Annotated in this window: 13 protein-coding genes and 1 tRNA gene; 3 read left to right on the top strand and 11 right to left on the bottom strand. The window is 73.3% G+C overall.

Annotated elements, in window-relative coordinates:
* The first annotated feature begins 89 nt into the window (after positions 1–89).
* Entirely contained in the window at positions 90–593 is a 504-nt protein-coding gene (locus ACLIN4_RS19125) for a hypothetical protein (protein ID WP_107480571.1), read from the top strand.
* Between the two features lie 101 nt (positions 594–694).
* Here the strand turns inward: ACLIN4_RS19125 and ACLIN4_RS19120 are convergent, their stop codons facing one another.
* The gene (locus tag ACLIN4_RS19120; RefSeq protein ID WP_289913044.1) at positions 695–1,834 is read right to left on the bottom strand and encodes a DUF2786 domain-containing protein; all 1,140 of its coding nucleotides are present in this window, start codon (positions 1,832–1,834) and stop codon (positions 695–697) included.
* A 117-nt stretch (positions 1,835–1,951) separates the two neighbouring features.
* Here ACLIN4_RS19120 and ACLIN4_RS19115 point away from each other — a divergent pair, with 117 nt between their 5' ends.
* Both ACLIN4_RS19115 and ACLIN4_RS19110 read left to right on the top strand, forming a co-directional pair.
* On the top strand, positions 1,952–2,722 hold the full coding sequence (locus ACLIN4_RS19115) for a Clp protease N-terminal domain-containing protein (protein WP_100046025.1): 771 nt from the start codon (positions 1,952–1,954) through the stop codon (positions 2,720–2,722).
* Between the two features lie 58 nt (positions 2,723–2,780).
* A complete protein-coding gene (locus ACLIN4_RS19110; RefSeq protein ID WP_290013872.1) occupies positions 2,781–4,472 on the top strand; it encodes a bifunctional 3'-5' exonuclease/DNA polymerase in 1,692 nt (563 codons plus the stop codon).
* A 26-nt stretch (positions 4,473–4,498) separates the two neighbouring features.
* On the opposite strand, the gene ACLIN4_RS19105 is transcribed toward ACLIN4_RS19110, so the two are convergent.
* The 10 genes from ACLIN4_RS19105 to ACLIN4_RS19060 form a co-directional block, all read right to left on the bottom strand.
* Positions 4,499–5,440: a glycosyltransferase family 2 protein gene (locus tag ACLIN4_RS19105; RefSeq protein ID WP_100046026.1), complete on the bottom strand. Its 942-nt coding sequence runs from the start codon at positions 5,438–5,440 to the stop codon at positions 4,499–4,501.
* 169 nt (positions 5,441–5,609) lie between these two features.
* Positions 5,610–5,686, bottom strand: a tRNA-Thr gene (locus ACLIN4_RS19100).
* A 140-nt stretch (positions 5,687–5,826) separates the two neighbouring features.
* Positions 5,827–7,443 (bottom strand): alpha/beta hydrolase, encoded by a 1,617-nt coding sequence (locus ACLIN4_RS19095; protein WP_411576044.1) that lies wholly within the window; start codon positions 7,441–7,443, stop codon positions 5,827–5,829.
* Positions 7,444–7,568: 125 nt separating this feature from the next.
* Positions 7,569–8,774: a DNA polymerase III subunit delta' gene (locus ACLIN4_RS19090; RefSeq protein ID WP_289913051.1), complete on the bottom strand. Its 1,206-nt coding sequence runs from the start codon at positions 8,772–8,774 to the stop codon at positions 7,569–7,571.
* Positions 8,775–8,896: 122 nt separating this feature from the next.
* Positions 8,897–12,253 (bottom strand): dTMP kinase, encoded by a 3,357-nt coding sequence (gene tmk / locus ACLIN4_RS19085; RefSeq protein ID WP_411576043.1) that lies wholly within the window; start codon positions 12,251–12,253, stop codon positions 8,897–8,899.
* Between the two features lie 133 nt (positions 12,254–12,386).
* The gene (gene topA, locus ACLIN4_RS19080; protein WP_411576042.1) at positions 12,387–15,248 is read right to left on the bottom strand and encodes a type I DNA topoisomerase; all 2,862 of its coding nucleotides are present in this window, start codon (positions 15,246–15,248) and stop codon (positions 12,387–12,389) included.
* A gap of 270 nt (positions 15,249–15,518) precedes the next feature.
* Complete coding sequence (locus ACLIN4_RS19075) at positions 15,519–15,716, bottom strand: hypothetical protein (protein WP_107479238.1); 198 nt, start codon at positions 15,714–15,716, stop codon at positions 15,519–15,521.
* 173 nt (positions 15,717–15,889) lie between these two features.
* Positions 15,890–17,407, bottom strand: a complete 1,518-nt coding sequence (locus ACLIN4_RS19070; RefSeq protein WP_107479239.1) for a DUF7059 domain-containing protein — start codon at positions 17,405–17,407, stop codon at positions 15,890–15,892.
* Positions 17,408–17,453: 46 nt separating this feature from the next.
* Entirely contained in the window at positions 17,454–18,044 is a 591-nt protein-coding gene (locus ACLIN4_RS19065) for a small secreted protein (protein WP_269956655.1), read from the bottom strand.
* 206 nt (positions 18,045–18,250) lie between these two features.
* Entirely contained in the window at positions 18,251–20,656 is a 2,406-nt protein-coding gene (locus ACLIN4_RS19060; RefSeq protein ID WP_411576041.1) for a sodium-translocating pyrophosphatase, read from the bottom strand.
* Positions 20,657–20,778 lie beyond the last annotated feature (122 nt).

Here is a 20,778-nt window from a genome sequence, read left to right as displayed (position 1 = left end):
CGCCCGAGGGTGCAGCTACGGGTACGGGTACGGGTACGGGTACGTCCGAGGGTGCCCCGAGCCCGCGCGGGCGGTCGGCCCGGCGGTCCGTGCGGACCGCGGCCGTGGCCGTCGGGCTGGTGGGCGCGCTGGCGCTGACCGCGTGCACCGACGGCGGTGACTCCGACGACGGCGGCTCCGGCGGTGGCTCCGGTGGCGGCGGTGACAAGTCGGCGGCGCCCAGCGCCTCCGCGAGCGCGGAGAGCGGCGGCGGCTCGGGCGGATCGCCCTCCACCGCCGGGGAACTGGAGGGCAGTTGGCTGGCCACCGCCGACGGCCAGGCGGTCGCCCTGATGGTCACCGGCGACAAGGCGGCCCTCTTCGCCACCGGCGGGACCGTGTGCAGCGGCACCGCCGGCGAGGCTTCCGGCACCCGCACGATCCGCCTGAAGTGCACCGCGGGCAGCGACGACCGGGCGACCGGCACGGTCGAGTCGGTCGACGGCACCTCGCTCGAGGTGACGTGGGAGGGCGGCGTCGGCGAGGAGACGTACACCAGGTCCGAGGGCGGTTCGCTGCCGCCGGGCCTGCCGACCGAGGGCCTCGGCTCCTGAGCCGTCACGGCGCTCCGCACGAGGGCCTCAGCTCCTGAGCCGTCACGGCGCTCCGTACGAGGGGCCTCGGCTCCTGCGCCCGTTCCGGCACGCCGTAAGGGCTACCGCAGCGGCCGTCGGCGCTCGACCCGGGCGTCGTCGGCCGCGCGGGTGCCCTCCGTCCAGCCCGCCGCGTCGGAGACACCGCGCAGCCGGGTCGTGGTCGTCTCCGGGAACAGCCGCTCCAGTCGGTCGGTGACGGCGACCTGCCGGGAGGCGAGCACCGGCAGGAGGTCCACGCCCGCCGCCGCCCCGCTCTCGGCGGTGGCCGCGTCCGCCGCCGCCCGCAGCCGGGTGCCCGCGCGGTGCGCGTAGGCGGCGAGGAACGACTGCCGGAAGGTCTTGGTCCGCCTGCGTCCGCCCGCGCGCTGCGCCGCCTCCGCCTTCGTCATCGCGGCCTCGGCCTGCACCAGCAGCGAGGTGTAGAGGAGTTCGACCGCCTCCAGGTCGCCCTCGAAACCGACGACGGTGGAGAAGCCGAGCGGTTCGTTCCACACCGCGCGGCAGTGGTTGGCGTCGGCCACCGCGTCCAGCAGCACCGCCTTGGCCTGTTCGTACGGCGGCTCGACCCCGATCCGGCAGGCCCCCGGCGCGTCGGGCGCGGGAGCGCCGGCCGCCAGCAGCGCCTCGTCGACGCTGTGCCGGGCCATCAGCTCCTGCGCCTTGGCGCTCAGCGCCTCCGCCTCCTCCGGGTACCCGGTCGCCTCCGCCTTGGCGAGCAGCGCGCGGATGCGGGCGAGGGCGCGGGACTCGGGCCGGGCCTCGCCACGGGGCGCGTCCGGCGTCCGCGGCGCTTCCAGCGGTTCGAGCACGGGCAGCCGCAGCAGCAGGCGGTACAGCTCCAGTACGGCGGTGGCGTGCGAGAAGCGGTCGGTGCGGGGCGGCGCCTGGTCCGGTACGGCGTCGAGCTGGGCGGCCCAGCGGGGCCCGCGCGGGCGGTCGTGCGGTGCCTGGGCTCGGATCAGCGCCGCCGCCAGCCGCACGTGCGGGTCGTCCAGCTCGCGCCGCACGATCCGTACGAGGTCGGCGGGCTGCCAGCCGCGCCGCCAGGCGGTCGCCACGAACTCCTCGCCCCGCCGGGCCAGTTCGGCGTCCGCCGCCGGGTCGGCCGCCAGCAGCGAGGCGGCGGCGTCCAGGGCGGTGTCGCCGGTGTCGTACAGGGCGGTCTCGAAGGCACGGTCGACGGTGCGGGACGTACTCACCCGGCGATGGTGCCACGGCCGCCCATGACCCGGACTCGCACTCGGACCCGGACCCGGACCCGGACCGACTGTCAACCATGGGTTGACAGTCGATGGGGCGCAACCTACGGTTGACACATGACGACGAACCCGAGCATCACGTCATCCGTACGCCTCGACGAACTCATCACGGCGATCAAGAAGGTGCACGCGGAGCCTCTCGAACAGCTCCAGGACGCCGTCATCGCCGGTGAACACCTCGGTGAGGTGGCCGACCACCTCATCGGCCACTTCGTGGACCAGGCCCGGCGTTCGGGCGCGTCCTGGACGGACATCGGCAAGAGCATGGGCGTCACCCGGCAGGCCGCGCAGAAGCGCTTCGTGCCCAAGGAGTCCGCCGACCTGGACGCGAGCCAGGGCTTCAGCCGCTACACGCCCCGCGCCCGCAACGCCGTGATGGCCGCCCACAACGCGGCCAAGACCGCCGGAAACACCGAGGGCCTGCCCGAGCACCTGGTCCTCGGCCTGCTCACGGAGAACGAGAGCCTCTCCGCCAAGGCGATCGCCGCACAGGGCGTGACGCTGGACGCGGTGCGGGAGGCGGCGACCGCGGCGCTCCCGCCCGCCGCGGCGGAGGTCCCGGAGCTGGTGCCCTACGGCCCCGCCGCCAAGAAGGTCCTCGAACTCACCTTCCGCGAGGCCCTCCGCCTCGGCCACAACTACATCGGCACCGAGCACATCCTGCTCGCCCTGCTGGAGCACGAGCACGGCGAGGGCGTGCTCAGCGGGCTCGGCCTCGACAAGGAGGCCACCGAGCGGTACATCACCGACGCGCTGGCCCAGTTCATCGGGGTGACCCAGCAAGCCCAGGAGCCGGAGGGAACGGAGGCCGAGCGGCAGGAGGGCTGAGAACGACCGCCCCGGCCACGGCGGGGCGGTTGTCAGTGCCGCCTGCGACACTCGCGACATGGCCGACCGGTGGGCGCTCGCCGTGGCCGAGGACGGTGGCGTGGAGGTCGCCCCCCTCGGCCCCGACGGGCTGCCCGCCGGACCGGTGGGCCGGGAGGCCGGACCGGCCGAGGCCGTGCGCGCCCGGCCGGACGTCTCGCGCTGGGTGTGGCGGTCCACCTCCGAGATCTACCCGCGCCTGCTCGCCGAGGGGGTGCGGGTCGAGCGGTGCTACGACGTGGAGGCCGCCGAGTCCCTCCTGCTGGGCCACGAGGGACACCACGGGCAGCCGCGCTCGGCCGCGGCCGCCCTGGCCCGGCTGCGCGGCGGCCCCGTACCGCCCGACCCGCCGCAGCGCGCCGCCGAGCCCGGCGCGCAGTCCTCGCTCTTCGAACCCCGGGGGCTCCCCCTCCCCCTGGACGACCTGCTCGCCGTCTACGCCGAGCAGCAGCGCCGGCACGACCGGTCCGCGCACCCCGACCGGATGCGGCTGCTCACGGCCGCCGAGTCGGCCGGCACGCTGGTGGCCGCCGAGATGAACCACGCGGGACTGCCCTGGCGGGCCGACGTGCACCGCGAGGTCCTGCACGACCTGCTCGGCGAGCGGTACGCGGGCGGCGGCGAGCCGCGCCGCCTGGCCGAGCTGGCCGAGGAGGTGTCCGCGGCGTTCGGGCACCGGGTGCGGCCCGACCTGCCCGCGGACGTCGTCAAGGCGTTCGCGCGGGCCGGGATCAAGGTCGGCTCCACCCGCCGCTGGGAGATCGAGTCCGTCGACCACCCGGCCGTGAAACCGCTGATCGAGTACAAGAAGCTCTACCGGATCTGGGTCGCCCACGGCTGGTCCTGGCTCCAGGACTGGGTGCGTGACGGGCGCTTCCGGCCCGAGTTCCTGGCCGGCGGCACCGTCACCGGCCGCTGGGTGACCAACGGCGGAGGCGGGCTCCAGATCCCCAAGGTGATCCGCCGGGCCGTCGTCGCCGACCCCGGCTGGGTCCTGGTCGTCGCCGACGCCGACCAGATGGAGCCGCGCGTGCTCGCGGCGATCTCCCGCGACCCCGGGCTGATGGAGGTGGCCGGCCGGGAGAGCGACCTCTACCAGTCGGTGTCCGACCGCGCCTTCTCCGGCGACCGCGCCCAGGCCAAGCTCGCCGTGCTGGGCGCGGTCTACGGCCAGACCTCCGGCGACGGGCTCAAGAACCTGGCCGCGCTCAGACGCCGCTTCCCCCGTGCGGTGGCGTACGTCGACGACGCGGCCCGCGCGGGCGAGGAGGGACGGCTCGTGCGGACCTGGCTCGGGCGCACCTGCCCGCCGGCCGCCGGGGCCGTTGACGAGGCGCCCGAGGAGGCGGGCATTCCCCAGGAGCAGCAGCCGGACACCCCCGCGCCGCAGGAGTGGGTGCCGGGCTACGCCTCCACCGACGCCCGCGCCCGTGGCCGCTTCGCCCGCAACTTCGTGGTCCAGGGCAGCGCCGCCGACTGGGCCCTGCTGCTGCTCGCCGCGCTGCGGCGGGCCTGCGCCGACAAGGCGGCGGAGCTGGTCTTCTTCCAGCACGACGAGGTGATCGTGCACTGCCCGAGGGAGGAGGCCGACGCCGTCGTGGCGGCGATCCGGGAAGCGGCGGAGCTCGCGGGCCGGCTCACCTTCGGCCCGACGCCGGTGCGGTTCCCGTTCACCACGGCGGTGGTGGAGTGTTATGCGGACGCCAAGTGAGCGGCGCGCGGGCGCACCGCCCGCCGTCAGATGACGGGCGGTCTGCCCAGCCGCGTGAGCCGTCCCACGGTGCGCCACCGCATCGGCCGCCGCTCCCCCGCGGGCCTGCGCACCCCTTCCACGAACCCGCCGAACCAGGCCCGCAGCCCGCCCAGTGACCGGTTGCGCGCGACCGTCAGCAGCATCCACACGCCGAGGTGGACGGGGATGAGCGGGAGCGGCAGCCGGCGCCGGGCCAGCCAGACGCGGTTGCGGGCGTTGACCCGGAAGTAGATGGCGTGCCGCGCGGGCGAGGTCTTCGGGTGCTGGAGCAGCAGTTCGGGCGCGTAGAGGATGCGCCAGCCGGCGTCGGCGGCGCGCCATGCGAGGTCGGTCTCCTCGTGCGCGAAGAAGAACTCCGCGGGCCAGTCGCCGACCTCGTCGAGCATCGCCGTCCGCAGCGCGTGCCCGCCGCCGAGGAAGCCGGTGACGTACCCGCCCCGCAGGGGATCGGAGGCGCCGACCCGGGGGACGTGCCGCTGCTGTGTCTCGCCGTGCTCGTCGGCGATCCGGAAACCGACGATGCCGAGCCGGTCGTCGGCGGCGAACAGCTCCCCGACGCGGCGCAGCACATCGGTGTCGACGAGGAGACCGTCGTCGTCCAGTTCCACGACCACGTCCGTGTCGCCGAACTCCCGCAGCCGGGCCAGCGCCACGTTCCGTCCGCCGGGACAGCCGAGGTTCTCGGCGACCTCGATCGTCGTCACCTCACCGGGCAACGACAGCCGTGCGGCGAACTCGGGCAGCGGGCAGCCGTTGCCGACGATCACGATCCTGGCGGGCGGGACGTCCTGCCCGGCCACCGACGCCAGCAGGGCGTCGACCTCGGCGGGCCGGTTCCCCATGGTGACGACGGCGACGGCGATCCTCGGCGCACCCGCACCCGCACCCGCGCCCCGGTCCGGCCCCCGGCCCGTGTCCTCGCCCATGCCCTCACCTCGTTCCGCCGACAGCGTGTGCGCGATGCTAACCGTTCACGGCCCCGATTCACGGCGTACGCCCGCCCGTGGCCCCGCGGTTCGCCGCACTGGCCGGGGGCACCGGCGCACGGGCAGACGAAAAACCCCGGCCGGAGGTGATTCCGACTCGGGGTTTCGATGGAGCCGCCTTCGGGATTCGAACCCGAGACCTACGCATTACGAGTGCGTTGCTCTGGCCATCTGAGCTAAGGCGGCGCGCTGCGCACCATGGTGCGATCAGCAACGTCGGTAAGTCTACACAGTTTCCGAGGGTGCTTCGTACCCGCCCCGGATGCCTGGGATCCGGGGCGGGCGGGACGGGCTTCGGACGGGCTGCCGACGGGCTGCCGGGGCCGTCACGAGCAGCGTTTGCCGTCCTCCGGCGCGGTGCCGCGCAGCAGGTACGCGTTGATCGCGGAGTCGATGCAGGCGCTGCCCCGGCCGTAGGCGGTGTGGCCGTCGCCCTCGTAGGTGAGGAGGCGGCCGGAGGAGAGCTGGCCGGCCAGTGCCTCGGCCCAGCGGTAGGGGGTGGCCGGGTCGCGGGTGGTGCCGACCACGACGATCGGGGTGGCGCCGGCGGCCTCGATGCGGTGCGGCTCGCCCGTGGGCTCGACCGGCCAGTACGCGCAGTTCAGGGAGGACCAGGCGAGGCCCTCGCCGAAGACGGGGGACGCCTTCTCGAAGTCGGGGAGCGCGGCGCGCACCTCGTCCGGGGAGGAGAAGGCCGCCGGGAGGTCGAGGCAGTTCACACTGGCGTTGGCGAACATCAGGTTGCTGTAGCTGCCGTCGGCCTCGCGCTCGTAGTAGCTGTCGGAGAGGACCAGCAGGCCGGCGCCGTCCTTCTCCTTCATCGCCGAGGTCAGGGACTCGCGCAGCTGCTGCCAGGCGCCCTCGTCGTACATCGCCGCGATCACGCCGGTGGTGGCCAGGGACTCGGTGAGCTTGCGGCCGTCGGCGTCTCCCGTGGGGACCGGCTCGGCGTCGAGGTCGTCGAAGAATGCCTTCAGGTTCTTCCCGACCTGCTCGGGCGTGGTGTTCTTGTCCCCGAGGGGGCAGTCCGGCTGCTTCACGCAGTCCTTCGCGAAGGACTGGAAGGCCGTCTCGAAGCCCGCCGTCTGCTCCAGGTTCAGCCGGCGCGCCGGCAGGGAGGGGTCCATCGCGCCGTCCAGGACCAGGCGGCCCGCCCGGTCCGGGAACAGCCCGGCGTACGTCGCACCGAGGAACGTGCCGTACGACGCGCCGACGTAGTTCAGCTTCTCGTCGCCCAGCACCGCCCGCAGGATGTCCATGTCCCGGGCCGCCTCGACGGTCGACACGTGCCGCAGCAGCTCCGGCGCGTCCGCCCCGCAGCCCTCGGCGAACTCCTTGTACGCGCCGACCAGCTTCTCCGCCTCGCCCTCGTCGTCCGGAGTGACGTCCGTCCGGGTGTAGGCGTCCATCTCGCGGCCGTCGAGGCACTCGATGGGCTCGCTGCGGGCCACACCCCGCGGGTCGACCGCCACCATGTCGTACCGGGCGCGGACCTCCTTCGGGTAGCCGATGCCCGCGTACTGCTGGAGGTAGCCGATCGCCGAGCCGCCCGGGCCGCCCGGGTTCACCAGCAGTGAGCCGAGCCGCTCGCCCGGTCCGGTGGCCTTCTTCCGGGCCACGGCGAGCCGGACGTCCCCCTCGGTCGGCTTCGCGTAGTCGAGCGGGGCCTTCATGGTGGCGCACTGGAAGCCGGGGACGCCGCAGTCGCGCCAGCCGAGCTTTTGCTCGTAGTACGGCGCGAGCGCGGACGGGGTCGCCCGCTCCAGCGCGGCCAGGGAGGTCTTGGCCGCCTGCGTCGCCCCCACCGCCTCGGCCGCCGCCCCGGCGGAGGTCGACGCGCCACCGGCCGAGCAGGCGGTGGCGAGCAGCGCGGCGGCGAGCAGTGTGGCTCCGGTACGGGTCCTGCCGATGCGGGTCCTGCGGTGGGTGCGCCTTGTGTGCATTCAGCGAGCGTAACTCTCCGCGACCGTGACGCCGCTCAGCGTGCTCGACGTGCCTCGTACGAGTTACGCGGTCAACCGGGCCTGCCCGGTCCAGCCAGGTCGACCGGCGGCGGGGTCAGCCCGGGTCAGCCCGCTCTCAGGGCCATCGTCATCGCCTCCACGGCCAGCAGCGGCGGCACATTGCGGTCGAGAGCCTCCCCGCAGGCGGCGATGGCCTCGATGCGGCGGAGGGTGGCCTCCGGGGAGCTGCCGCGGGCGATCCGCTCCAGGACGTCCTCGGCGTCGGCGTTGGCGATCGCCACGCGGGAGCCGAGCTGGAGCGCGAGCACGTCGCGGTAGAAGGCGGTGAGGTCGGCGAGGGCGAGGTCGAGGCTGTCGCGCTGGGTGCGCGTGCGGCGGCGCTTCTGGTTGTCCTCCAGGTCCTTGACCACGCCCGCCGTGCCGCGCGGCAGACGGCCTCCCTGGGCCGCGCCGAGGGCCGCCTTCAGCTCCTCGGTCTCCTTGCCGTCCATCTCCTCGGCCAGCTGCTTGGCGTCCGCGGCCGCCGCGTCGACCAGCTCCTGAGCCGCCTTGAGCGCGCCGCCCACGTCGTCGACCCGCAGCGGCAGCTTCAGCACGGCGGCCCGGCGCTCGCGGGCGGTCGGGTCGGTGGCCAGGCGCCGGGCGCGGTCGACGTGCCCCTGGGTGGCGCGGGCCGCGGCGGCGGCGACGTCCGGCTCGACGCCCTCACGGCGTACGAGCATGTCGGCCACGGCCTCCACCGAGGGGGTGCGCAGGTTCAGGTGGCGGCAGCGGGAGCGGATGGTGGGCAGAACGTCCTCGACGGACGGGGCGCACAGCAGCCAGACCGTCCGCGGGGCCGGCTCCTCGACCGCCTTGAGGACGGCGTTGGCGGACTTCTCGTTCAGCCGCTCGGCGTCCTCGACGAGGATGATCTGCCAGCGGCCGTTCGCCGGTGAGGTGAAGGACTTGCGGACCGTGTCCCGCATGTCCGCGACACGGATCTCGGCGCCCACGGCGGTCACCGTGCTGACGTCCGCGTGGGTGCCGATGAGCGCGGTGTGGCATCCGTCGCAGAACCCGCAGCCGGGGACGCCGCCGAGCGCCCGGTCGGGACTCACGCACTGGAGTGCGGCGGCGAACGAGCGTGCCGTCTGCGTCACCCCGGAGCCGGGCGGCCCGGTGAACAGCCAGGCGTGCGTCATGCTCGACGTCTCGGGCAGCGGGCCGTCGGCCGCGGCGGCGGTGACGAAGGCGTCGGCGTCCCGGGCAGCGGCGGCGAGCTGCTCGCTCACCTTCTCCTGCCCGACGAGGTCGTCCCACACGGTCATGGGTCACGCCGTCCTTCCGTCACACTCCGCCGTCGTACCGCGCCGCACCCCGCACTCCGCGTCGCGCCCTCCATTGTGCGGGGCGGCACTGACAACGGGCGCCGGGCCGGGGCGCCGACGGCTCAGCGCCGGCCCCGGCCGCCCTTGCCGCGGCGGCCTCCGTCACCGCGGCCGTCCGCCTCGGGGCCGTCGCCGTCGCGCGGGCCGAGCAGCTCGTCCGCCAGCGTCGGCAGGTCGTCCAGCGGGGTCTCCTCCGCCCAGTCGGACCGCCGCCTGCGGGGCGGTGCCTGGTCTGGGTCGACGCGGGGCAGTTCGCGGGTGCGGTCCTGGGGCTCCGGGGACCGGTCGGAACCGGCGGCCGGGTCCTCCTTGCGGAAGTAGTCCGACGGCACCCGGTCGGCGGGGTCCTCCGCGCGTACGGGCGGCAGCACGGCCGTCTCCTCGGCGGCCGACGGCGAGTCGGCGGCCGACGGCGAGTCGGCGGCCGACGGCGAGTCGGCGGCCGACGGCGTGACGGGCGGCAGGACCGCCGTCTCGTCCTCGGCCCGCGGCTCCACCGCCGGCAGGACCGCCGTCTCGTCCGCCGCGCCCGCCGGAGCGGGCGGCTTGGGCAGCTCGGCCGTCACCTCGGACTCGGACTCCCCGGGCGCCCCACTGTCACGGGCGCCGTCCTCACCGGCGTCGCCGTGCGAGTCCTGCGGGTCCCGCACCGGACGCAGTACCGCCGTGTCCTCCACCGGACCGCCGGACGCGTTCGTCGGGGTCACGATCGGGGTCGGCACGGTCGCCGCGTCCGAGTGGTGCGGTGCGGGCGGGGCCGGGCGGGGCGCGTCGGCCGCAGGGGGAGCCGTCGGCTTCGGGCCGGCGGCGGCCGCGGCCGCGGCCTGCTCCGCCGCCCGGCGTGCCTCCTCGGCCCGCATCAGGGCCTCCTCGGCCTTGCGCTGCTTCTCCAGGCGCCGGGCCTCGGCCTCGGCCCGCAGCCGCTCCTCCTCCTCGGCCTGCTTGCGGCGGCGCTCCTCCTCGGCCCGGCGGCGCGCCTCCTCCTCGGCCCGCGCCTTCTCCTCCGCGAGGAGCCGTGCCCGCTCCTCCTCGGCCTTCCGGCGCGCTTCCTCGGCCCGCTGCCGGGCCTCCTCCGCCTGCCGCTCGGCCTCGCGCCGCTGCGCCTCCTCCAGCTCGCGCCGCTTGCGCTCCTCCTCCTCGGCGCGCAGCCGCTCCAGCTGTTCGAGGCGCTCGCGCTCCAGGCGCTCCTCCTCGGCCTTGCGCGCGGCCTCCTCCTCGGCCTTGCGCCGCGCCTCCTCCTCGGCCTTGCGGCGTGCCTCCTCCCGGGCCTTGATCTCGGCCTCGGACAGCGGCAGCACCTGGTCGAGCCGGTGGCGTACGACGGTGGTGACGGCCTCGGGCTCCTGCCCGGCGTCCACCACCAGGTAGCGCCCGGGGTCGGCTGCGGCCAGGGCCAGGAAGCCGGAGCGCACGCGCGCGTGGAACTCGGCGGGCTCCGACTCCAGCCGGTCCGGCGCCTCGGTGAACCGCTCGCGCGCGGCCTGAGGCGAGACGTCCAGGAGCACGGTCAGGTGGGGTACGAGCCCGTCGGTCGCCCAACGGTTGATGCGGGCGATCTCGGTCGGCGACAGGTCACGCCCGGCGCCCTGGTAGGCCACCGAGGAGTCGATGTACCGGTCGGAGATGACCACGGCACCGCGCTCCAGGGCGGGCCGGACCACGGTGTCGACGTGCTCCGCGCGGTCGGCGGCGTACAGCAGCGCCTCCGCGCGGTGCGACAGGCCGGCGCTCGACACGTCGAGCAGGATGGAGCGCAGGCGCTTGCCCACGGGGGTGGCCCCCGGCTCGCGGGTCAGCACGACCTCGTGCCCCTTGCCGCGGATCCACTCGGCGAGGGCCTCGGCCTGGGTGGACTTGCCGGCGCCGTCGCCGCCCTCCAGGGCGATGAAGAATCCGTTCGCCGCGGGCGTCGGCACCGGGTCGTCGCCGCCGAGCAGCGCGTCCCGCAGGTCCTGCCGCAGCGGCACCCCGGAGCGGTCGTCGACCTTGGCGAGCACCAGTGCCGCCACCGGCAGCAGCAGCGCGCCGGCCAGCATCAGCGTGAACGCGGCGCCGCCGTGCGCGAAGACGAACTTGCCGTTCTCCAGCCGGTGCGGTCCGATCGCCGCCGCCACCACGGGGGCGACGATCACGCCGAGCGCCACGTACACCCGGACGACCGCGTGCAGGTGCTCGGTCGTCCGTGCCCGGCGGTGGTCCTCGGTCTCCTGGTCGAGCAGTGCGTGCCCCGTGTTGGCGGCCACGCCGGACGCCGCGCCGGCCAGCAGCAGGAGCAGCAGCACGGTGGTGTCGTCCGGGACGAGCCCGGCGGCGAGCAGGGCGACGCCGGCGAAGGCGATCGCCAGCGCCAGCAGCCGCCGGCGCGACAGGGACGGCAGCAGGGCGGGCGCCGTACGGATGCCGACGACGACCCCGCCGGTCAGCGCGCCCACCATCAGCCCGTACAGCACCGGGCCGCCGCCCAGGTCCTTGGCGTGCAGCACCGCCACGGCGACCGCGGCGGCCACCACCGCGGCGACCGCCGCGCAGGCGAACACCAGCAGCGGCAGGGCACCGGTGCGGCCCTTGTCGACGCCCGTCCCGCTCTTGGGGCGGCGCATGCCCTCCAGCGGCGACCGCGCGCGGGGGGTGCGCACCGAGGGCAGCTCCAGGAAGCTGACGACGGACAGGGACGCGGCGAACAGCCCGGCCGCGACGTACGAACCGAGCGCCGCCTGGTGCTCGGCGAACCAGTCGACGCCGGCGCCCAGCAGGTTGTTGAGGAGACCGGCGACGACCAGCACGGCACCGGCGAGCGGCACCGCCACGAACCCCGTGCGCAACGACAGGCGGCGCAGCGCGTCCATGTGGTCCGGCAGCGGCCGTACCGTCGCGCCCTCCGGGGGCGGCGCGGGCAGCAGCGCGGGCGCCGCGCTCTCCCGGCACACGGTCCAGAAGCGCTCGGCGACCCCGGTGACGAAGACGGTCACCAGGAGGTAGGCCAGCGCGTCGTCCGGCGTCCAGTCGATCCACAGCGGCGCCACGATCAGCAGGGCGGCCCGCAGCCCGTCGGCGCCGACCATGGTCCAGCGGCGGTCGAGCGGGCCGTCCGGAGAGGTGAGCGAGGTGAGCGGGCCGAGCAGGACGGCGCCGAAGAGCAGCGTCGCGAGGATGCGTACGCCGAAAACGGTCGCCACTGCGAACGCCACGCCCCGGTAACCGCCGCCGAAGGAGCCCGCGCCGATCGCGGCCTGCACGGCGAGGAGGACCAGCACCAGGAGGGCGAGGATGTCGCCGACACCCCCCACGAGCTGTGCGCTCCACAACCGCCGCAACTGCGGTCGGCGCAGCAGGGCGCGGACGGCACGCTCGCGGGAGTCCGCGACGAGGGCGTCGTCCGGGTCGGGGTGAGGGGCCGTTGGCTGCTCGGCTCGCGTCATGCGTTCAGCCTATCGGTCGTCACGGACAGTCCGACGTTCCCGGCCGAACGTACGCACGCCCCGGCACCGAAAAGGTGCCGGGGCGTTCGCTCGGCGAACGACGGGTGCCGCCGCGCGGTGCCCTGAGGCCGGATCAGTCCTCGGACGTCTCGGCGGCGGTCGCCTTCTTGGCCGCCGTCTTCGTGGCGGTCTTGGTGGCCGTCTTCTTCGCCGCGGTCTTGGCCGTGGTCTTCTTGGCGGCCGTCGTCTTCGCCGCCGCCGTCTTCTTCGCGGCGGTCTTCTTGGCCGGAGCCTTCTTCGCGGCCGTCTTCTTCGTGGCCTTCTTCGCCGTCTTCTTGGCGGGCCCCTTGGCGCGCTTCTCGGCGAGCAGCTCGTAGCCGCGCTCCGGCGTGATGTCCTCGACGCTGTCGCCGGAGCGCAGGGTCGCGTTGGTCTCGCCGTCGGTGACGTACGGGCCGAAGCGGCCGTCCTTGACCACGACCGGCTTCTCGCTGACCGGGTCGGTGCCCAGCTCCTTCAGCGGCGGCTTGGCCGCGGCCCGGCCACGCTGCTTGGGCTGGGCGTAGATCGCCAGCGCCTCCTCCAGCGTGATCGTGAAGAGCTGCTCCTCGGACGTGAGGGACCGCGAGTCCGTGCCCTTCTTCAGGTACGGGCCGTAGCGGCCGTTCTGCGCGGTGATCTCCACGCCCTCGGCGTCGGTGCCGACGACGCGCGGCAGCGACATGAGCTTCAGGGCGTCGTCGAGGGTCACCGTGTCCAGGGACATCGACTTGAACAGCGAGGCGGTGCGCGGCTTCACGGCGTTCTTGCCGGTCTTCGGGGTGCCCTCGGGCAGCACCTCGGTGACGTACGGGCCGTAGCGGCCGTCCTTGGCGACGATGGCGTGGCCGGTGGCCGGGTCGGTGCCCAGCTCGAAGTCGCCGCTCGGCTTGGCGAGCAGTTCCTCCGCCAGCTCGACGGACAGCTCGTCGGGCGCCAGGTCCTCGGGGACGTCGGCGCGCTGGTGGTTCTCGGCGTCCTTCTCGCCGCGCTCGACGTACGGGCCGTAGCGGCCGACGCGCAGCACGATGTCGTTGCCGACGGGGAAGGAGGACACCTCGCGGGCGTCGATCGCGCCGAGGTCGGTCACCAGCTCCTTGAGGCCGCCGAGGTGGTCCCCGTCGCCGTTGCCCGCGTCGGCGGCACCGCCGTTGCCGGCGCCTTCACCGAAGTAGAACCGCTTCAGCCACGGCACGGCCTGCGCCTCGCCCCGCGCGATGCGGTCGAGGTCGTCCTCCATCTTGGCGGTGAAGTCGTAGTCGACGAGCCGCCCGAAGTGCTTCTCCAGGAGGTTGACCACGGCGAAGGAGAGGAAGGACGGGACGAGTGCCGTGCCCTTCTTGAAGACGTAGCCGCGGTCCAGGATCGTGCCGATGATCGACGCGTAGGTCGACGGGCGGCCGATCTCCCGCTCCTCCAGCTCCTTGACCAGCGACGCCTCGGTGTAGCGGGCCGGGGGCTTGGTGGCGTGGCCGTCGACCGTGATCTCCTCGGCCGTCAGCGCGTCGCCCTCGGCGACCTGCGGCAGCCGGCGCTCGCGGTCGTCCAGCTCGGCGTTCGGGTCGTCGGCGCCCTCGACGTAGGCCTTGAGGAAGCCGTGGAAGGTGATCGTCTTGCCGGACGCGCTGAACTCGACGTCCCGGCCGTCGGAGGCCGCGCCGCCGATCTTCACGGTGACGCTGTTGCCGGTCGCGTCCTTCATCTGGGAGGCGACGGTCCGCTTCCAGATCAGCTCGTACAGCTTGAACTGGTCTCCGGTCAGACCGGTCTCGGCGGGCGTGCGGAAGCGGTCGCCGGAGGGGCGGATCGCCTCGTGCGCCTCCTGCGCGTTCTTGACCTTGCCGGCGTACGTCCGCGGCTGGGCGGGCAGGTAGTCGGCGCCGTACAGCTGCGTGACCTGGGCGCGGGCGGCGGCGACCGCCGTGTCGCTCAGTGTCGTCGAGTCCGTACGCATGTAGGTGATGTAGCCGTTCTCGTACAGCTTCTGGGCGATCTGCATCGTCGCCTTGGCGCCGAAGCCGAGCTTGCGGCTCGCCTCCTGCTGCAGCGTCGTCGTACGGAACGGGGCGTACGGCGAGCGGCGGTACGGCTTGGACTCGACGGAGCGGACCGCGAAGCGCGTGTCCTCCAGCGCGGCGGCGAGCGCGCGGGCGTTCGCCTCGTCGAGGTGGAGGGTGTTCGCGCTCTTCAGCCGGCCCAGGGAGTCGAAGTCGCGGCCCTGCGCGACGCGCCGGCCGTCGACGGTCTGGAGGCGCGCGACCAGCGACGACGGGTCGGAGGCGTCGCCCGCGCGGCCGGTGGCGAAGGTGCCGGTGAGGTCCCAGTACTCGGCGGAGCGGAACGCCATGCGCTCGCGCTCCCGCTCGACCACGAGCCGGGTCGCGACGGACTGGACGCGGCCGGCCGACAGGCGCGGCATGACCTTCTTCCACAGGACCGGCGAGACCTCGTAGCCGTAGAGGCGGTCGAGGATGCGGCGGGTCTCCTGGGCGTCGACGAGCTTCTGGTTGAGCTGGCGCGGGTTGGCGACGGCGGCCCGGATGGCGTCCTTGGTGATCTCGTGGAACACCATGCGCTTGACCGGGATCTTCGGCTTGAGGACTTCCTGGAGGTGCCAGGCGATGGCCTCGCCCTCGCGGTCCTCATCGGTGGCGAGGAAGAGCTCGTCGGAGTCCTTCAGCAGGTGCTTGAGCTTCTTGACCTGTGCCTTCTTGTCCGCGTTGACCACATAGATCGGCTGGAAGTCGTGTTCGACGTCCACGCCGAGGCGGCGGACCTCGCCGGTGTACTTCTCCGGCACCTCCGCGGCGCCGCTGGGAAGGTCGCGGATGTGCCCGACGCTCGCCTCGACGACGTATCCAGGGCCGAGATAGCCCTTGATCGTCTTCGCCTTGGCAGGCGACTCGACGATGACGAGTCGGCGGCCGCCGTTCGCGGTCTCGCTGGTCGGGGACAACTTCGCTCTTCTCTCCGGTCGACGCTGGGGCCTCCCCAGGCAGTGCTCCCGGGGTCGGGTCGTGCTGCGTTTCGGTCGTGTCGCTGCGGAGTGTGACGGTACCTCCCGCCCCCGTGTCAAACGGGAAAAGCCCGCAACGGCCACTCGAACGGTAACCCGACGAACCCTGTTCCTGCCGCCCGGAGTGCTGACCGGCCCTGACGCGTGTATCCGGAGTGCGATCCCCCGGTTACCCGGGCGGGGGCGCGGCCGGCGTCCGGAACCGGCCCCTCAGACGCGGGTCAGGCACCATGCCCCGACGGCCAGCGCCACGACTCCGGCGAGGCTCGCGACGGTCGCCGATGCGACGGGGCTCACACCGTGCGCGACGGGCCGGCCGTGCCGCACCCGTGTCGCGGTCCACACCAGCAGACCGGCCCCGAACAGGGCGAACACCATTCCCGCGAAGATCGCCGGCCCGCTCTCCATGGTCCCCGTGCCCCTTTTCTCCAGACCCGCGTGTGCAGCCTCGTGGAGGCTGCCACGCGCGGGCGGCGGGCAGGCGAACCCGAGGTGAACGGGGGGCCGACGGGTGTCCGCCCGTGGCTCGTTTCTCGCGTGCGGCCGGGAAGCCGGGCGACGGGGACCGCCGGTCGCCCGGTCTACGCCGGTTCGATGAATCCCTGCTCCACCAGCAGCCGGATCTGGGCGGGCGTGCGGTCGCGCAGCGCCACCGGGTCCTCGCCGACCAGCTGGGCGATGGCGTCCAGGATGCGGCCCGCGCTCATGGTGCCGTCGCAGACGCCCGCGAAGCCGGCGCCGACCGTGTCGACGCGGGTGGCGCGACGCATCCCTCGGTTCTGCCGCAGGACGACGTGCTCGGGGTCCTCGGCGCCGGGCAGGCCGACCTGTTCCTGGACGACCTCGCCGGCCAGCGTGAAGTTCGCCTCCAGGAGGGCCGCGTCGTCGTGGGTGCGCAGGTAGTCGACGCGGTCGAAGTGCGCGCGGACCGTCTCGCCGAGGGGCTGCTCGACGGGGTGCGGCCACTCCTCGACGGTGACCGAGGGCTCCGCCGCGGCGGTGCGGCGCAGGGTGATCCAGCCGAAGCCGACGGCCTTGACCTTGCGCGCCTCGAACTCGTCCAGCCACGCGTCGTACCGCGCCTGGTACTCGGCCGGGTCGGCGCGGTGGTCACCGGCGTCCCTGAGCCACAGCTCGGCGTACTGCGTGATGTCCTGCACCTCGCGCTGCACGATCCAGGCGTCGCAGCCGCGCGGCACCCAGGAGCGCAGCCGGTCCGTCCAGTCCTCCCCCTCCACGTGCTGCCAGTTGGCGAGGAAGTGCGCGAAACCGCCCTCGCTCAGCTTCTCCCCCGTCTCCTGAACGAGCGAGCGGCACAGATCGTCCCCGGCCATCCCGCCGTCCCGGTAGGTGAGCCGCGCGCCGGGCGAGATCACGAAGGGCGGGTTGGAGACGATCAGGTCGTACGTCTCGTCGTCGCGGACGGGCTCGTAGAGGGAGCCCTCGCGCAGGTCGGCGTCCTGGGCACCGGAGAGGGCGAGGGTGAGCGCGGTGATGTGCAGGGCGCGCGGGTTCACGTCCGTCGCCGTGACGCGGGTGGCGTGGCGGGAGGCGTGCAGGGCCTGGATGCCGGAGCCGGTGCCGAGGTCCAGGGCGGCGGAGACGGGCGTGCGGACGGTGAGGCCGGCCAGCGTCATGGAGGCGCCGCCGACGCCGAGGACGACGCCCTCGGCGTGGTTGCCGATGCCGCCGGCGCCGCCGACCGCGCAGCCCAGGTCGGAGACGATGAACCAGTCCTCGCCGCCCGGCCCGCCGTACGGACGTACGTCCACGGTGGCGGCCACCTCGTCGTCGCCCGCGCGCACCAGCCAGCCGCTCTCCAGGCAGGCGTCCACGGGCAGGACGTCCGCCATGCGCGCGTGGGGCACGGGTTGCTGGAGCAGGAAGAGCCTGACGAGCCGTTCGAGCGGCGTGTCGCCGCGGGTGGCCCGCAGCGCGGGCACGGTCTCGCTGCGCGACAGCGCCGCGTAGGCGGGGGCGCCGAGCAGCTCCAGCAGTCCGTCGGCGGTGAAGGACGCGCCGAGCAGGGCGTCCCGCAGCCGGGCGGTGACGTCGGGGCGGTCGGCGGAGGGCAGGGGGGACAGGCTGGCGTTACTCACACCACCATTGTGGCCCGCCGCCCGCCCCCTGCCTCCGGAGCGGACGTCAGCCGGCGGCCGCAGACGGCGTCACCGAGGCCGACTTGCAGCTGGCCTGCTTGGCCATCGCCTGGCCGACGTCACCCTCTTCCAGGGTCTTCAGCGCGTTGCTGCCGCTCTTGCTGAGCTTGTTGAGCTCGGTGGCGATGTCCTTGAGGCCGTCGGCGAACTTCGCCTGGTCCTTGGTGTCCAGGGCCTCCACCTGCTTCTTCAGGGAGGCGTACGACGAGGAGAGGCTGTTGAGCTCGGTGACGGCGTCCTTCTGCTTCTTCTCACCGTTCTCGACGTCCGGGGCCCCGGCCTTCTGGACGGCGCTGCCCATCGCCTTGTAGGCGTCGGACATGTCCTGGAACGCCTGCGCGTCGGTCTTCTGGACCTCGGCGGGCGTGCTGTTGTCCGACGTCTCCTTCTGGATCGCGGCGTTGGCGGACTCGATCTTCGTGGCCTGCGGCTTCACCGCGTCGCAGACCTCCTTCGCCCAGCCGTCCAGCTTCTCGTTGTCGTCGCTGCTGCTGCATCCCGTCAGCGCCAGTACCAGTACCGCACCGCCGGACAGTGCGGCCGCGAGCTTCTTGTTCACCGGATTGGTCCCTTCCATGGCTCTCGGCCCCGGAACATACACGCCGGATGGAGGACATCCGCAGGACGAACATCCGTTAAGACCGTATTGAAGCCATTTGCACCAAGAGAGATAAGGCTCACGGTGAAGGGCGCGCGCCCGCACGAGACGGGCGGACGACGCGTCAACACGCGCCGTCCGCCCGCCCCTTGATCTGTGCTTCTCGTGCGGCGGTGCGACGGTGGCTACGAAACCACCGCCGGATCGGCCGACTTGGGATCCGGATCGGCGTCGTCCTCGTCGCCCATGGCGATGCCCCGCCGTTTGGAGACGCAGACCGCCGCGGCGATGACGAGGAACGCGACGACGGCGATCAGCACCCGCGCGGGGATGCTCTCGTCGGCGCCGTAGGAGAACTTGATGACCGCCGGCGCGATGAGCAGCGCCACCAGGTTCATGACCTTCAGCAGGGGGTTGATCGCCGGACCGGCGGTGTCCTTGAACGGGTCGCCGACCGTGTCGCCGATCACGGTGGCGGCGTGCGCCTCGCTGCCCTTGCCGCCGTGGTGGCCGTCCTCCACGAGTTTCTTGGCGTTGTCCCAGGCGCCACCGGAGTTGGCGAGGAACACCGCCATGAGCGTGCCCGCACCGATCGCGCCCGCCAGGAACGCGCCGAGCGCGCCCACGCCGAGCGTGAAGCCGATGAAGATGGGCGCCATCACGGCGAGCAGTCCGGGCGTGGCGAGTTCCCGCAGGGCGTCCCGGGTGCAAATGTCGACGACCTTGCCGTACTCGGGCTTCTCGCTGTAGTCCATGATTCCGGGCCGCTCCCGGAACTGGCGCCGCACCTCGAAGACCACCGCGCCCGCCGAGCGCGACACCGCGTTGATCGCCAGCCCCGAGAAGAGGAAGACGACCGCCGCGCCGGCGATGAGCCCGACGAGGTTGTTGGGTTGCGAGATGTCCATCATCAGGCTCATCGGCGCGCCCTCGCCGCTGAGTTTCTCGCCCACGTCCGCCGCGCCGGTGGTGATGGCGTCGCGGTACGACCCGAAGAGGGCCGCGGCGGCGAGTACGGCGGTGGCGATGGCGATGCCCTTGGTGATGGCCTTGGTGGTGTTGCCGACGGCGTCCAGGTCGGTGAGGACCTGTGCGCCGGCGCCCTCGACGTCGCCGGACATCTCGGCGATGCCCTGCGCGTTGTCGGAGACCGGACCGAAGGTGTCCATGGCGACGATGACACCGACCGTGGTGAGCAGGCCGGTGCCGGCCAGTGCCACGGCGAACAGCGCCAGCATGATGGACGTACCGCCGAGCAGGAAGGCCCCGTAGACGCCGAGGCCGATCAGGAGGGCGGTGTATACGGCGGATTCGAGCCCGATCGAGATACCGGCGAGGACGACGGTGGCGGGACCGGTGAGCGAGGACTTGCCGATGTCCCTGACGGGGCGTCGGGTGGTCTCGGTGAAGTAGCCGGTGAGCTGCTGGATCAGGGCGGCGAGCACGATGCCGATGGCCACCGCGACGAGCGCCAGGACCCGCGGGTCGCCGTCCCGGCCCGCGATCGCCGCGTCGGTGACGCCGTCCAGCTCCGAGTACTTCCCGGGGAGGTAGACGAAGACGGCCACCGCCACCAGCACCAGCGAGATCACGGCGGAGATGAAGAACCCCCGGTTGATCGCGCTCATGCCGCTGCGGTCGGACCGCCGAGGCGCCACCGCGAAGATGCCGATCATGGCGGTGATCACGCCGATCGCCGGCACCAGCAGCGGGAACGCCAGGCCGAAGTCACCGAAGGCCACCTTGCCGAGGATCAGCGCGGCGACCAGGGTCACGGCGTACGACTCGAAGAGGTCGGCCGCCATGCCCGCGCAGTCGCCGACGTTGTCGCCCACGTTGTCGGCGATGGTCGCGGCATTGCGCGGGTCGTCCTCCGGAATGCCCTGCTCGACCTTGCCGACCAGATCTGCGCCGACGTCGGCGGCCTTGGTGAAGATGCCGCCGCCGACGCGCATGAACATCGCGATGAGCGCGGCACCGAGGCCGAAGCCCTCCAGCACCTTCGGCGCGTCGGCCGCGTAGACCAGCACCACGCAGCAGGCGCCCAGCAGGCCGAGCCCCACCGTGAACATGCCGACCACGCCGCCCGTACGAAATGCGATCTTCGTAGCCTTGTGCGAGACGACGGTGAGATCCTTTTCCGGTTCGCCCGGGGCGGGTGTCGCTTCCCGCGCCGCCGCGGCGACGCGCACATTGCTGCGCACGGCGAGCCACATGCCGATATAGCCGGTGGCCGCGGAGAACGCCGCGCCGATCAGGAAGAAGATCGATCGCCCGGCCCGTTGATTCCAGTCGTCCGCGGGCAGCAGCATGAGCAGAAAGAACACGACGACGGCGAATACGCCGAGCGTGCGAAGCTGCCTGGCCAGATAGGCGTTGGCACCTTCCTGGACGGCCGCCGCGATCTTCTTCATGCTCTCGGTTCCCTCGCCCGCCGCGAGCACCTGGCGCACCAGGACTCCGGCGAGCACCAGCGCGGCCAGTGCGACGACCGCGATGACCGCGACCAGGGCGCGGTTCCCGTCGGTCAGCACGGCCGCCGCGAGGGTGGAGGGATCGCCCAACTGATGAGGGGTGGAAAGCTCCGCCATTCGTCCTCCTTGACGCTTGGGCTGAGCTCAAGATGTGGACGGGATTGTAGGTACCGGAACCTGATCAAAACAGTGCACGACAAATGGAATTGACCTGTCAACCGGAAGGAGCGCGTAAGTAG

Source organism: Streptomyces mutabilis (assembly GCF_046628145.1).
Taxonomy (GTDB): domain Bacteria; phylum Actinomycetota; class Actinomycetes; order Streptomycetales; family Streptomycetaceae; genus Streptomyces; species Streptomyces mutabilis.
The sequence above is the reverse complement of the archived record's forward strand: the minus strand, read 5'-3'. Positions and strand labels throughout refer to the sequence as shown.

Excerpts from the sequence above, each read along its gene's own strand:
- ACLIN4_RS19115 (WP_100046025.1), top strand. The coding sequence starts at position 1,952 with ATGACGACGAACCCGAGCATCACGTCATCCGTACGCCTCGACGAACTC.
- ACLIN4_RS19110 (WP_290013872.1), top strand. The coding sequence starts at position 2,781 with ATGGCCGACCGGTGGGCGCTCGCCGTGGCCGAGGACGGTGGCGTGGAG.
- ACLIN4_RS19105 (WP_100046026.1), bottom strand. The coding sequence starts at position 5,440 with ATGGGCGAGGACACGGGCCGGGGGCCGGACCGGGGCGCGGGTGCGGGT.
- ACLIN4_RS19095 (WP_411576044.1), bottom strand. The coding sequence starts at position 7,443 with ATGCACACAAGGCGCACCCACCGCAGGACCCGCATCGGCAGGACCCGT.
- ACLIN4_RS19090 (WP_289913051.1), bottom strand. The coding sequence starts at position 8,774 with ATGACCGTGTGGGACGACCTCGTCGGGCAGGAGAAGGTGAGCGAGCAG.
- tmk (WP_411576043.1), bottom strand. The coding sequence starts at position 12,253 with ATGACGCGAGCCGAGCAGCCAACGGCCCCTCACCCCGACCCGGACGAC.
- ACLIN4_RS19075 (WP_107479238.1), bottom strand. The coding sequence starts at position 15,716 with ATGGAGAGCGGGCCGGCGATCTTCGCGGGAATGGTGTTCGCCCTGTTC.
- ACLIN4_RS19065 (WP_269956655.1), bottom strand. The coding sequence starts at position 18,044 with ATGGAAGGGACCAATCCGGTGAACAAGAAGCTCGCGGCCGCACTGTCC.
- ACLIN4_RS19060 (WP_411576041.1), bottom strand. The coding sequence starts at position 20,656 with ATGGCGGAGCTTTCCACCCCTCATCAGTTGGGCGATCCCTCCACCCTC.